Origin of the sequence: Ruminococcus flavefaciens (genome assembly GCF_900108555.1) — a bacterium.
In the GTDB taxonomy this organism is placed as follows: Bacteria; Bacillota; Clostridia; order Oscillospirales; family Ruminococcaceae; genus Ruminococcus; species Ruminococcus flavefaciens_P.
Genome location: NZ_FNWV01000007.1, coordinates 171,472 through 185,455, shown reverse-complemented (window position 1 = coordinate 185,455; position 13,984 = coordinate 171,472). Strand labels below are relative to the sequence as shown.

Here is a 13,984-nt window from a genome sequence, read left to right as displayed (position 1 = left end):
CCCTATTCCTGTTTCAGTTCGGCAGCAACGTTCATTTTTTTGAGTGAATTGATCGGTATCAGCACTGTCAAAACGACTGCTGCCGACATGACTGCGATAAATCCGACAAGCCCCGTTATTTTATAGCTGATCGGGATATTCATATCAAGACTGCCGAGAGTTTTCGTGATGAACATCATCACAGCCTGTCCTGCGGTCAAGAAGATAAATATCGGGACGATCACTGTCAGAATAGTTTCTATGAGCAGCATTTTCGAGAGCTGCCCTATGCTCATTCCCTGAGAACGCAGCACCGCAAGTTCATGCCTGCGCTGCGTGAAACCTATCATCTGCTCGCTCGAAACGGATATCACCGCAAGCAGAACGCCCATTCCCGCAAGCACTTTCAGCAGTCCCGTAATGCTTTCGGACTCCTCATCAGATGATGTGTAATATTCTTCCGTCAGCTGAAATTCCGCGCTGTTGTCGATAAGCTGCCTGCGCATAAGCTCAGTATCACCCTTTACAAGCAACGTTGACGGATAATCATGATAGACGTTTTTGTAAGTTTCAAGGCTTACGACTGCCGCATTGCACCGCTGATCGAAATAAATGCTGTCGATGCCCGATACTGCCGTCAAGGTAAGCGTTACGGGACGAAATGAATTGCTTTTCAGCGTGAGTGTAACACTATCCCCCTCATTGATGCCGAGCCGCTTCATCATAAGCCTGTCAAATGCTATCTCGTTTTCGGCAAGCTCATCAGGCAGATCACAAAGTCCCGAAAACATCTCGAAGCCCTTATATCCGAATAGGTTTATCGTCATGTTTTTACCGTTTACCTGCGCGGTTTCTTCGGTGTTGTAGATAAACTCCCTGCTGTCGGCGGTGATGATATCATAACGCTCTGCGCGTTCGGAAAGATCGGTCACGATAGCATCGCAGCCGTAATTTCTCACCGAATACAGCTTATCCACCGAGCACGAGAGTATATACAATGACGAGGTAAGCAGCATGGCCGCCGCGCAGATGACTGTGCCCGTGACGGCTGTCTTTATCGTTCCCGACTGGATAACAGCAAGCCTTAATACGGGCAGACTGCCGCCATTTGTACGCATTGCCGCAAACGCCGACACCGCGGACAGCAGCTTCGGGACAATAAGGCACAAACCGATGACAAACGCCGTAAGTCCAACGATACAAGAGATAGCCCCTGTCTGCGAAAAGTACAGTAACAGCGCGAAAACGAAAAATGTCACGCCTATGACTGCCGCAGTATTTTGGGGACGGTATACGCTGTCCTTGCCGCCGAAAATGATGTCCCTTACGGGCGTTTTTGATGTGCGGATAACCGTTGAAAGCGAAACTATACAGCTTATCGCCGCCGAGAGCAGAAGTCCCGTAATCGGTATGTAAAAGGGCACGGAAACGCTGCCGCCCAAGCCGTTCACAGAGGGTATCATATTACCGACAAGCATATCCTTGAGGGCGTAAAACAGCACCGTTCCCAGAACACCGCCCAGCAGTCCGTATACTGCACATTCCGTCAGCAGCGTGAACGCCGCGGTCTTTTTCTCTGCACCTATACTTCGGAGCGTTCCGATGACTGACAGCCTTTCAGCTGCGATATTCTTTGCAAAAGCCGTGATGATGAACAGTATCATAAGAAATGTCACGATGAAGAGTATGAAAAATGTCCTTGTCAAACTTTCGATCATATCTTCCGTTTCGGCTGTTCCCGTGAGCTGCTGAACGATAAGTTCGGGATACATTTCCGACAGCTGATCTGCAATTTCAGAGGTCATGCCGTCGGGGGCGTCTATGTAGAGCATTGTCGCTTTTAATTCGGGTTCGGACAGAAAGCTTCTTGCCGTGTCCTCAGTAACTATCACCGTCTGCTGCATAATTGAAAGCAAGCCCTTGTTCAGCACGATCTCCGAGACCGTGAGAGTGACTTCTGTTTTGTATGCACAGGGCAGTGTCATCGTATCTCCGACCTCATAGCCGTATCGCTGTGCCACCGAGTAGCTGATGACTGCTTCACCGTCTTTTGGTGCGGTACATTCGGGAAGCATACCGAGTTCCTGTGCCTTTGCAGTATCTATCCCGAGGACTTTGATGTTTTTCTTCTGAACGTATTTGTAATTGTTGATATCATGTATCTGAAAATACGAGCTTGCAAGCAGAACGGGCAGGCTGTCACATTCGTCGGGAAGAACAGGCAATTCCGTAAAACCCTTGCCGCTGCTCAATACAATGTCAGCTCTGCCGTTTCCGCTGCGCACTTGCTCCTCGACAGCTGCCTTTGAGGAAACGCTGATAGTCAGGCACAGCGAAAATGTCAGCGATACTGCCGCAAGACACAGCACGATGACAGCTGTCCGCAGGGGCTTTACCGTGATATTGCGGAGTATTATTTTCAATATAAACTGCATATCACCACACCCTTACACGTTTTTCGGGCGGCACATACATACCGTCCGTTTCTGTTATCCCGTAAGCTTCATAGAATTTATCCACACTCGACAGCACCCCGTTCACGCGTATCTCCGCAGGGCTGTGAACGTCCTCGGCGATACGCTCCGCTGTATCGGTATCGAAAGAGAGCGTTGCCCAGATATTCGCATAGCTCCCGAAAATACGCTTCAGCTCGTCCTTATTGTCGGTCATGGAGGCGATGACCTGCATACCGCCGAGGTCCGCGGCGTTTTCTGTCTTTGTCCGTTCGCCGTCGATGTAGAATTTCTCCATGATCTGCCTGCTGCCGAAATATTCCGCAACTTCATCGGACAATAGCTTAGTGCGGTCACTGCCGATACGTTCGGGGCGGTAATTTCCGTACTCATCGTAAAGGATACCCTCCGCATCGAAATCGTGACCTATTTCGTGAGCTATGACAGAACCCAGTCCGCCGAGATTGGTGTAGTAGTCCGCATTAATGTCAAAGTAAGGCGCGTTGAACATTGCCATTGGAATGGTAATACTGTTGCTCTGCTGGCGGCAGACTGCATTGACCGTCTGCGGCGGCATATACCATTCGGTCGGATCAGGACTTTTATCAAGCTTTGAGAAGTTGTCTTTTACTGCCGCACTTTTGATACTTACAACGCTTTCAAGCAGACTGCCCGAGACCTCAGAGCTGCTGTAATATTCCACATCGGGACAGCCGATATTTACTGTTATATGGTCTATCTTTGCAAGACATTCTGCACGTTCGCTTTCCGACAAAAGCTCCGATGTTTCGATGACTTTTTTGTACGCCGCGATGATATCCTCCGTCATCTGCCTTGCAGCAGAAAGCGTTTTTTCGTCAAGATATTTCTTCGCATAGATATTTCCGACCTCGTCCGAAAGCAGGTTTTTTACGGCGTTCAGAGCCTTTTCCTCATCGGAGCTTTTTTCCGTGCCCATAGACTTGGAAATTTTCGGCGGAAGATAGTCCTTGTATCCGTATATCAGCACACATTCAGCAAGTGCTTTCCACTGAGGGAGATTTTCATCGTTCAGCAAATAGCATATTTTATCGAGTTGTTCTGTGTCGTACACTATCACATCACGTCCGCCCAGTCCCAGCTTTTCGATATATGAAGCGATCAGAGGAGCAAGCTCCCCAGGCTTGCGGATATTGTGCATTTCCTCAATTGTCATATTGCCTGTATCGGCGGTGCTTTCGGCAATATCCAGCAGCATTGTGACCGTATCGTAAGCAAGAGCATCGGCGTTATCTGTCCCGAGTGCTTTAAGAAGCTCTGTCATTTGACGCTGCAATTCCTCTGCTCCGTCTCTGCCGTTCAGAAGCTCGTCTGTCGAATAGAAAAGTTCCATTTGTCCGAGCACAACACTGTATCTGCTGCTGTCGAAATGATCCTGCGACACATACACCGCAGGCAGCGCAGCTACTCCGTATTCGGTGTAAAGCATACCGCAGGCACGGACGAATTCGGACGTTGTCCGAGAGCTTTCTATCGCTTCAAAGCCCTTTTCAAGCGGCGCAAGTCCGACACTGTCTCTTGCTTCGGCATCAAGATACTGCTCATACAGGTCGTGTATTTTCTGTTCATCGCTGCCGATACTATAGTCTTTACCATTGGCAATCGTCAGTATTTCATCTGAGAGGATATCCTCGACCTGTTTGTTCACAAGCTGACCTGCGCTCAATTCGTTCATATCGGCAGGTATATCGCTGCCATACAGAAGATCGAAATCCATATACCCGTAAAAATCGTCCTGCAAGCGTATCCCTGCGCTTTCACGGGTGTATACAGTATTGTCGATGGGCTTTGGACCATTCTGCGCGATCTTGGCAGAACAGCCCGTCAACAGCAGCTCCGCCGCCAGTACTGCGGAAACACATCTGCGCATGATATCACCCCTGTGCGATATACAAGTGCCAGCCGTCGGTCGTCAGCGGTACAGTGACCTTGCCTTTGACCTGCTCTTCACCGTTATATATCACCGAGCCGTACAGCTTACGAAATTTGCCGCCTGTGCTGTGGTATACGAACTCCACGGTTTCACCGTCAGAGATTATCGCATCGTGATCTTCCTCCATGATCACATAAATGGCTTCCATAAATGCACGGTACTCGTCAGTATCCTCATACATGACACCGTCATACTGCTTCCCTGCCATGGGTATATCCTTGATCTCAGTGGTGATGTCCTTCTTTGCGAGATAGTACGCAATGTCCTCATACGCCTGACGGTGCGCTTCAAAGTCATGCGTAAGAGTTTCCTGTGAGATAGTTTCGGGACGAAGCAGGAAGAACCACCCCACACCGCCTGCAACTGCCAAAATAATAAATGCAATGAGAAATTTTTTCATAGATACCAGTCCTTTCATTTTTTCTGATTATAACACAGGAAAAATTAACATGGTAAATAATGTGGTGAAATATGCTCTTTTTGTGGTGAAATGACCAAAGCCGCTTCTTTATTATGTTTCTTTGCAAAGATTTAGCATGAAAGGGCTGACAGTGATCGTGATATTCTCGGAATGACAGACGAGCCAAAGATCTTTATGGGCGGCATTACGCCGATTTTTAGCAAAAAATGATTTGTCATTTCCATATAAAAATGATAGCATGAAAAGAGGATATGTTATATCAGAATTTGATTTGTTTTTTCAGTGAGGAGGAATTATTATGCATAGATCGTTTGCCAGAACAGCAGCTGCCCTGACAGCAGGATTTTGTCTGCTGGGTACAGTAAATCTGCCGTCGGTCATATCTTCATCAAAGGTATATGCAGCTGATTTTTTTGAGTACGGAGATATAGACGGCTATCATTATGAGATATGGCAGCAGAACTACATAGGAGAAATCAATTACGAAAACACTGAAAATAACGGTTTTTCCGCCAGCTGGAGCAATATTGAGAACTCTTATGCAATGAAAGGTGAAGCCTTTGAAGGAAAAGATATTTTTGCATCTCAGCTGAAAGAATACAATGTGACATATGATGCGGATATCGACTATATGGGACAGAACAATTTCTGCGGCATTTACGGCCGTATGGAGGATCCTGATAAGCTTTTCTATATCATTGACAGCTGGGGAAGCTGGCGTCCCCGGGGAAATGATGACGAAAATTACGGCTCATTTGAATCAAACGGCATTACATATGACATTTACAGGAGCATCATAGCTCAGATGGTCTGCTTTGGCGATAATAACTCGCCGAAATATATTTACTATAGCGTTGCAAGGGAAAATCAAGCCGAAAAGATAGACGGCACCTGCAATATCAAAAATACTGTCAATGTTGCTGACCATTTTAAGGCGTGGTCCGAGGCAGGCTTTGAGCTTGGATATATGTATAATATCGGATTCGATGTCGAATGTTACAGAAGCAGCGGCAGCGTCAAGCTGAACTCTCTCGACATAACAAAGGAGATCACTCCCGAGTTGAATTACGGACCTGATTTTGCATATAAAAAGCATGGACCTGCTGAACCTGACGAAGAAGGAAGAACAGTATATCTCGACTTTGAGAATGCTGATGAAAAAGTCGGTACAGCCGATGAAGACTGTCAGGCTTCATACAGTGATGAACGTTCTGTCAGCGGTGAGCGTTCGGTGCTCGTATCAGCTGAGGGCGATAACAAACGCACATTTATGTATGAGATAGATCCGTATGATTTCAGAAGCGATGATCTTGTGAGCGGCATAAAGCTGTTCCAGAATTCAGACAAGGCTGTAAGCTTTGATTTTGAGGTCATGTTCGAGAACAATTCCAGAGGCAGGTTTTTCGCTGACAAATACAGCAGGACCGTTCCCGCAGGACGCTGGGTGTCTGTAGAGCCGTTCCATTTTTCAGTAGCCGCTGATCGCTTTACAAAAGCCTATCTTACCATAACAGCTAACGACGCTGTGGATTTCTGTGCCGATGATCTCTATATCTGTGAAGCGGATAAATATAATGAGATAATAAATCCGTCAGGCGATCGTGTACGCGGAGATATCAACCATGACAATTCAGTTGATATGTTCGATATCATCGCATTGAGAAAAGAACTCATTGATGCAGGTGATTTCTCCATTGATGCTGTTCACGATATCAACGGAGACTGCAAGCTCAATATAAGTGATCTGGTACTTCTTACACGTTTCGTTCTCGGTCAGGAAAAGTCTATCCCCGAACCTGAGATCGGTACGGAATTATATCTTGGTAATTTCAATAAAGAAGTTAACGGTACAGCTCATATAGTAAGTGCTTACGGAGGCAATGCCAAAGCTGTAAAAACGGCTATCCGTGAAAATGGTACATTTATGGCAGAATGGGAAAATGTCAGAAATTATGAGGCATTATCATCACGGCTATGACGAGCTGAGCGTAAAGTATTCGGGAAAGGCTGTAACTGATGATCAGGTATTTAAAAACGACAGCACCAACCATGCTATTACTGTTACACTAACGGCAGGATTTATAAAATACGGTCAAAACTTCAATGTGTTAGTTGTGGACGGTGCAGATGAAAAAGAAAGGCTCAGGTGGTTATCGGGAGCTGACGATATGGAGCGCGTAACTATTGGCGGCACAGAGTATTACGTTGATAAGGGAACTGAGGAAAGCGACATATTTGAACCTGTGTACTGGCTATATCCCACAGAAAATACCATTGAATGCGGCGTACCATGCAGCTTTGAAAGAGAAGTTGACTTTGCAGAGATACTGAAGTATTATGGCATGGAAGATGCCAAACCAAGCGAAATACAATTTGAATTAAGTACTGACAATACATCGGGACATTTTGATCTTGAGGAATTATCATTCTTTGACAAGACAAAAGCAGAATAAAAAAGCCGCTCGCGTGTAGCAGCGATGCTCATACAGAAGTTTATAGTTATTACTCGGGGAAAAACCTTTTTCAAAAGGGTGTCTCTCAATAATAAGCATAAAAATTTCTATATGGGTATCACTGCTTTACGCGAGCGTTTTTTGAGGATGCATAACTTTTTTAAAAATGTGAGCGTAAGCGAACTCCTTCGGCTAACAGCTAATGGCTGCATTGCAAAATTATCTTATACTGATTTTTACAAAAACTTGACTATTTTCTCATAAACATATATAATAGTTATACAATGCATATTTATAAGGGAGGGTTTAAAATGCATAAGAAAACACAAAAATTCATCTCAGGCATCATGTCACTGGCAATGTTAGCATCATCAGCATCTGCTTATATTGCTCCCCTGCCTGCTTCAGCGGTTCAGGTACTTGGCGAAACTTCGTTTGAAAACAAGTCTCTGCCATGGCACATCTGTTCATCAAATCCTGCAAAGCAAAGCTTTAACATCGAGGACGGGGCGTACCATATACAGATCCGTGTTCCCGAAGGCTCAGAACATGAAAAGTGGGATCTTCAGTTCAGACACAGAGGTCTCAATTTCAGAAAAGGTCATGAGTACAAAGTAAGCTTTAAAGTCAAGGGAAACAGATATGGCATGGAGCTTTGCTCATTCATCGGTACTTTAAACGATCTTGAAGAATACTTCGTACTTGACGGTGAAGAATCGAATATGCACATGGGACCTCATATGGGAGGTCAATGGGCGTTAAGGGCATTGGAACTCACCACCGAATGGCAGACCATTGAGGGAATATTCAAGCCTACCGAAGATATTGAAGGATGTCAGTGGACATTTCAGTATGCAAAAGGTACTAAGTATCAGGGCAATGCTAAGGAGGGCGATGAGATATGGTTCGATGATATGTCTATCGAATGCCTTACCTGTGATGAAGATCCGGGTGCTGCGACCTGCGGCTGGACAGGTGACAGCAATTACGGCTTAACTATTCCCAAAAACGATGTACGTATTAATCAGCTCGGATATTACACAACAGCTGACAAAAAAGCTACATATGTTACCGAAAAAGATAAAGAATCTATCGATTTCAAGCTGGTGGACAAGGACGGAAAGACCGTATTTACAGGCAAGAGCGAACCTGCCGGATATGACGAGATGGCAGGAGAATACTGCCATATAGTTGATTTCTCAAAGTTCGATACTCCGGGTGTATATACCATAGTTATGGACGATGAAAAGGACGGCAGTAAACACATCAGTCATGAGTTCAGCATAGGTGATGATATCTATAAAAACACACTCAGAAACGCACTCAATTACTACTATCAGAAACGCTCGGGTTCTGATGTTGAGGCGAAGTATGTGACCTCGGGTGACAAAAATAAAGTCGCCCATAAGGATTTTATAAAAACTGACACGGCTTATGTTCAGCCGATATGGTATAAAGAATACTATGGTTATGAATATAATGCCGATATAAATAAAAAAGTCTCTCTGGACGTTTCGGGCGGCTGGTATGATCCAGAAAATCATTGCAAGAGCATTTCAAGCGGCGGTAATGCTGTATGGCTTCTCCAGAATATGTACGAAAGGTCAAAGAAAAACGGAACCGACGGCAAATGGGCTGACGGCAGGACTATGTCTATCCCAAACGAGTACAGCATATCAAACGGAACTGTAAACTGTGCCGATACTCCCGATATTCTTGACGAGGCAAGATATGAACTTGAATTCATGTTCAGAATGATCGTTGACTCCGAAAAGGACAGCATATGGGGCGAAAAATACGGTGATTTTGTTTATGACAGGGTAAGGAACCTCTGGAGTGAGCCTGTACCGTATGCTCCCCTTGATTACATCGATGAAAAACTGTCGCCGCGTCTCATCTGTCCGCCTACATACAGTGCTACATTTAACATGATAGCCTGCGCAGCACAGGCAGCTCGTCTGTGGAAAGGCATTGATGATGACTTTGCGCAGGAATGCCTTGACCATGCAAAAAGATCATGGGAAGCTATCATGAAATACAAAGATGATTTTGAATACAAACCGGGTAAATTCAGTGACGCTGCATGGGAGAAAGATGTTCATTTTGTTCCGTTTACTTCCTATCACGATACTGATTCATATAATTCTGATATTGAAGATGAAGCATACTGGGCAGCCTGTGAGCTTTTTGCAACTACGGGTGACGAAACTTACTATGACTATCTGAAGGATTACAAGAGAAAGGAAACGTCAGTTAATATCGGAGATTGCTCTGCTCTGGATATTCCGCTTTATCTTCCTATGATTGAATCCCAAGGTATATTCTCTGCATTTGACCGAAACAATAAGGTGGGCTGCGGAACTCTTTCGCTTTACCTCAGCGATAAAACAAAAAATGCTGATAAAGCAGCAATAAAGAAAAACATTACGGATACCGCAAATAAGTATCTTGATCTTGAAAACGATACGAAAACCAATGGTATGGGCGTTCCGTATAAAGAGATCCAGTGGCTTGATCCATACACCTATCCGCAAGAGTCATATGCAGGCTACGGTCTTGGCTCTAACAGTACGATCACAAATAATGCTCTGATAATGGCGTACGCTTACGATGCAACGGACGATAAAAAATACCTTAACGGTGCTTTACAGGCTGTGGACTATATTTTCGGCAGAAACGCCCTTGGCTTCTCGTATGTTACAGGCTGCGGTTCATATCATGCCCAAAATCCTGTTGACGAATACTGGGGATATGAGCTCGACAAGGACTTTCCCAAAGCTCCCGACGGAATTATGGCAGGCGGTCCTTATACATTGGCAGCTGATATGTATGTACGCTCTCTCGGTCTTGCTCCAGATAAGACCTCTCCGCAGAAAAGCTATGCCGATTCCATTGAGGCATGGTCGGTAAACAGTCCTGCTCTTGACTGGCAGGCAGGATTGGTATGGGATCTGTCTTTCTTTGAGGACATTTTAGGGAAAGCTCCCGAAGAAACAACTACAACAACTACAGTTACAAGTTCTGTCACTACAACGACGACTACCACAACAACTGTAACCACAACTTCTGTCGTAACAGTTGACACTCCTCTCCCAATGGGAATGAAAGGCGATGCTAATTGTGACGGTCAGCTTGATATGAGCGATGTGGTCCTTATCATGCAGGCTCTTGCAAATCCGAATAAATACGGAATAAACGGCACAGCTGAAACTCATCTTACAAAGCCGGGCGAAATATACGGCGATATGAACGGTGACGGTCTGACTGTTGGTGATGCGCTGAACATACAGAAAATATTACTTGGACTGAGTATAGACTGATAAATTAATATTCAAAAAACGGCTAATGTAAGCTTTAAAGCCTTCATTAGCCGTCTTTTTATACTATTTTATCGGTATTATCGCTTTACAGCAATATGCCGATCATTTTTCGAGTGCTTCGCGTATAATCTCAAATCTCTTGATAAGGAAGTCAACAACTGAGGTCTGACCGCCGCCGAACATTCCGCCGCCGAAGTCCATATTGCCCCAGTCCATATCACCGAAGTCCATGTCGCCCCAGTCCATATTGCTCCAATCTACGTTAGCCCAGTCGAAGCTTGCATCACCGAAGCCCTGCCAGCCGCCATTCTCTCCGTTAGCGTCACCGCCGCCGAAGCCCTGCCAGCCGCCGTTTCCTCCGTTAGCGTCACCGCCGCCGAAGCCTTGCCAGCCGCCGCCTTCGCCGTTGCCGTTCCAGTTGCCCCAGCCCATGCCTGTATCTTCTTCGCTGTACTGGAGTCCCTCGGCACTCTTTGAGGTGTTTACATCAAACTCATCAATTGTGAATGACGCACGGGGATCAGCTTCTACGTGTGAACGTATCTTCTTTGCATAATCAGCAACATATGACTCGGGATCGCTGTAGTAGTCCATGATCTCGTTTACTATGTCCACATACATATCATAATATTCGGGCACCTGAAGAAGCTTTGCAAGCGGACGGTCTTCAACAGTTGACTGATAGAGACTTGTTGTGATATCAGATGTTACTGAGCTTGCGCCGCCTGTGAAGTTGCCGAGACAGAGGTTGTAGTCCCAGCCTACGAAATATGCCTTTCCGCCTGAGTACATAAGATAGTAGTTATGTGCAAGTGAGCCGTTATAGCTGTCGTAGTTGCAGAAGATAGAGTTTACTGCAAAGCCCTTGAGGAAGCTCGGTACGTCGATAACGTCCTCAATGAACTTGTAATCGGTAGGAGTGAGCTTGTTGATAGCTTTCTGTATATCAACTATGTGCTTGTACTCATCGTCCTTACCGAATTTAACATCAAATCTGTCGGGAGTCATATTCTCTGTGAATGAGCAGTAGCTGTCGCCGCCGAAGCCCCAGCCGCCGCCGTTGCCTGCTCTTTCTGTAGCCTTGTAGAGTACAGAATCATCATCTACAGCATAACGCTCTGCAACTGTAGTACCCGGCTGCTCAGCCAGCAGATAGAAGCTGTAAAGCTCGCCGTTGAGGTACATATCTGTATGTGCAGCATGAGGAGCAACACCGCCTACCTCATACATTGCGTTGTAGCAGATTATATCTCTGAGGCATGAAGCGTCCATGAGCATATTGTTCATGCAGAGCTCGGTCAGACCGTGGTAGTTTGTTTCTTTATCGTACTTGTCCATTTTGATACGGAAGCTGTACTTACCGTTCTGAGCCATCATAAGTGAGCTGTTGCCCTTTGTTCTGATACCGACATTCTTGTATTCCTCGCCGTCGATAATAACGTCGCAGGGGTTCCACTCCTCCTTGCTTGCGTTTTTGAGAAGTTCTTCCCACTTTGCTTCGTCCATTTTGACGTCGATCTTGTGTATCTTTTTCTGGCTGAAGAGCTCGCTGTAGAGCTGCTCCTCGTTCTCCATATCATTATTGACTTCCTTGTATGAAGCAGGCTTGCCTGCCTTGAAGGTGCTGCCTGTGCTGTGCTTCATCTTTATTCCGCCTGTGAAGAGCTTATACTCGTCACTGCCTATCTTTGATGATGAAACTATTGCATATCTGAACTTCTTGCTCGTATTCCTGTCAAAGAGCTCCTTATTTGAAGAATCCGTTATGGTAACAGGATTGTTCTTTGACCACTCCTTGACAAAGTCGAACATAAGTGTATTCTGCTCTGTTGAGGTGAGGTTCTCGCACTGGCAGTCTGTTGCTGTTGCAAGAAGCTCGCCGCCTGTGATGCTGATAGTGCCTGCGCTTGTAAGTCCCTTATCACCGAAGGCAGAAATATCACCGCCGCTGATGTTGATAGCTGTCTCAGCCTGTACAGCGTCGCTTCCGCACTTGATGACAACTTCGCCGCCTGCAAGATCAACATTGCCCTTTGTTGATTTGATACCGTCGCCCTTGGAGTCGATATAGAGCTTGCCGCCCTTGACTGTAACCGAGGTCTTGCCCTTTACTGCGTCATTTGGTTCTGTTTCGTTGAGAGTATCAATGCTTGTGATACCGCCTGTGAACTTGATATCGTTGTTACATTCGATAGCAGGCTGAACGTTAGCGGTTATGGTAAGTGTTCCTGTGCCCTTGTCTCCGCCCTTTATTGTAAGATCGTCCTTGGCTTCGATAACGGCGGATTTCTCATTATCGCCCGTATATGCAGCAGTACCGTCAGAGAGAGTATTTTCGGTGCCGTCAGCGATCGTGATCGAGGTCTTGTCAGCATTCTTTATGAATACGGCAGGAGCACTCTTGCCTGTGATGTTGACTCCGCTGAATATGAGCTTGACCGTATCCTTATCAGCCTTAGTATCAGGAACTTCAACGTAGATCTGACCGTCAGAGAGAGTTCCGTCGATAGTATAGCTTCCCGAATGAGAGATAGTGACCTTTGAGCCGTCTGCCACAGCGTACTGTCCTTCAACAGTTACAGCATTGTCCTTGAGATGTATCTTGGTACTTGTCTCGTCATTTGAGGAGCTGTCGCCATTGCCACCTTCTGCGAAGCTCTCGGGCAGGCTCTTTATTGTGCCGAGAAGATAACGCTGGATAGAGAGGGCGTCATTTGCGGTGATACCGTTGCCGCGGTCAGCAACGTCGGCAAGGTCTGCACCGTCGAGGGTAAGGTGCTTTTCATCTGTACCTGTAGTGCCGAACTTTGAGGGGTTAGCCAGCGACTGCATAATAAGAACGCAGTCCGACATATCGACCGAGCCGTCTAAGTTGGCGTCGCCGTACAGCTTGTCGGCTGCTGAGCCTGTGAGAGTCAGGACTGATGCTGAGCCGACAATGCAGGCAGATAATATGCCTGCAAGAATGTTTTTCTTTTTCATTTTTTCATCCTCCTAAAAATAAAATAACAATAAATGCATTTACATACTAACGCGCTATTCTTAAAATAGTCTTAAACTTTATCTAAAAAAGGCTTTAAATAGCGGAATAGTATGTAGAAAAAATGCAATTTTCAAACTTGCGCAGCGATGATTTGATTAGATCAATTACATCAATGGAGGAGATGTCGAGTATGCGGACTAAATATGTATTTGGTTTCATTGCTTTGTATCAGCAATTGGTCGAGTTGATTAATTTCGTCTTTTGAAGCACCCGTTTCCTCGTTAACGGAATTCTTATCTAATATTTGTTCTGCCTTTTCAAAGTCAGCGGTTATTATAACTGTGTTTTAGTCAATACGCCGTATAACTGCTTGACCTTTAATTTGATATAAGGTATAATATTG

At 45.6% G+C, this 13,984-nt stretch carries 7 protein-coding genes; 3 read left to right on the top strand and 4 right to left on the bottom strand.

Features of this window, described 5'->3' with window-relative positions; all coding sequences use genetic code 11:
* Positions 1-2: 2 nt before the first annotated feature.
* The 3 genes from BLW60_RS11000 to BLW60_RS10990 are packed head-to-tail and all read right to left on the bottom strand — an operon-like array spanning position 3 to position 4,804.
* Positions 3-2,414 carry an ABC transporter permease gene (locus BLW60_RS11000; RefSeq protein WP_074717311.1) on the bottom strand — a complete coding sequence of 804 codons (2,412 nt, stop codon included), beginning with the start codon at positions 2,412-2,414 and terminating at the stop codon, positions 3-5.
* A 1-nt stretch (position 2,415) separates the two neighbouring features.
* Entirely contained in the window at positions 2,416-4,341 is a 1,926-nt protein-coding gene (locus tag BLW60_RS10995) for a M13 family metallopeptidase (RefSeq protein ID WP_074717309.1), read from the bottom strand.
* 4 nt (positions 4,342-4,345) lie between these two features.
* Positions 4,346-4,804, bottom strand: a complete 459-nt coding sequence (locus BLW60_RS10990; protein ID WP_074717307.1) for a hypothetical protein — start codon at positions 4,802-4,804, stop codon at positions 4,346-4,348.
* Between the two features lie 319 nt (positions 4,805-5,123).
* Here BLW60_RS10990 and BLW60_RS10985 point away from each other — a divergent pair, with 319 nt between their 5' ends.
* The 3 genes from BLW60_RS10985 to BLW60_RS10975 all read left to right on the top strand — a co-directional run bounded on the left by BLW60_RS10985 (position 5,124) and on the right by BLW60_RS10975 (position 10,598).
* Positions 5,124-6,803 (top strand): glycoside hydrolase family 11 protein, encoded by a 1,680-nt coding sequence (locus BLW60_RS10985; protein WP_074717305.1) that lies wholly within the window; start codon positions 5,124-5,126, stop codon positions 6,801-6,803.
* Complete coding sequence (locus BLW60_RS10980; protein WP_207645936.1) at positions 6,778-7,278, top strand: hypothetical protein; 501 nt, start codon at positions 6,778-6,780, stop codon at positions 7,276-7,278. The genes BLW60_RS10985 and BLW60_RS10980 overlap by 26 nt, the downstream gene beginning before the upstream one ends.
* A 311-nt stretch (positions 7,279-7,589) precedes the next feature.
* Positions 7,590-10,598 carry a glycoside hydrolase family 9 protein gene (locus tag BLW60_RS10975; RefSeq protein WP_074717301.1) on the top strand — a complete coding sequence of 1,003 codons (3,009 nt, stop codon included), beginning with the start codon at positions 7,590-7,592 and terminating at the stop codon, positions 10,596-10,598.
* A gap of 102 nt (positions 10,599-10,700) precedes the next feature.
* Here the strand turns inward: BLW60_RS10975 and BLW60_RS10970 are convergent, their stop codons facing one another.
* Entirely contained in the window at positions 10,701-13,580 is a 2,880-nt protein-coding gene (locus BLW60_RS10970) for a carbohydrate-binding domain-containing protein (protein WP_074717299.1), read from the bottom strand.
* Positions 13,581-13,984: the final 404 nt, after the last annotated feature.

Coding starts and splice junctions, on each gene's coding strand:
- BLW60_RS10970 (WP_074717299.1), bottom strand. CDS start 13,580: ATGAAAAAGAAAAACATTCTTGCAGGCATATTATCTGCCTGCATTGTC.
- BLW60_RS10990 (WP_074717307.1), bottom strand. CDS start 4,804: ATGAAAAAATTTCTCATTGCATTTATTATTTTGGCAGTTGCAGGCGGT.
- BLW60_RS11000 (WP_074717311.1), bottom strand. CDS start 2,414: ATGCAGTTTATATTGAAAATAATACTCCGCAATATCACGGTAAAGCCC.
- BLW60_RS10980 (WP_207645936.1), top strand. CDS start 6,778: ATGAGGCATTATCATCACGGCTATGACGAGCTGAGCGTAAAGTATTCG.
- BLW60_RS10975 (WP_074717301.1), top strand. CDS start 7,590: ATGCATAAGAAAACACAAAAATTCATCTCAGGCATCATGTCACTGGCA.
- BLW60_RS10995 (WP_074717309.1), bottom strand. CDS start 4,341: ATGCGCAGATGTGTTTCCGCAGTACTGGCGGCGGAGCTGCTGTTGACG.
- BLW60_RS10985 (WP_074717305.1), top strand. CDS start 5,124: ATGCATAGATCGTTTGCCAGAACAGCAGCTGCCCTGACAGCAGGATTT.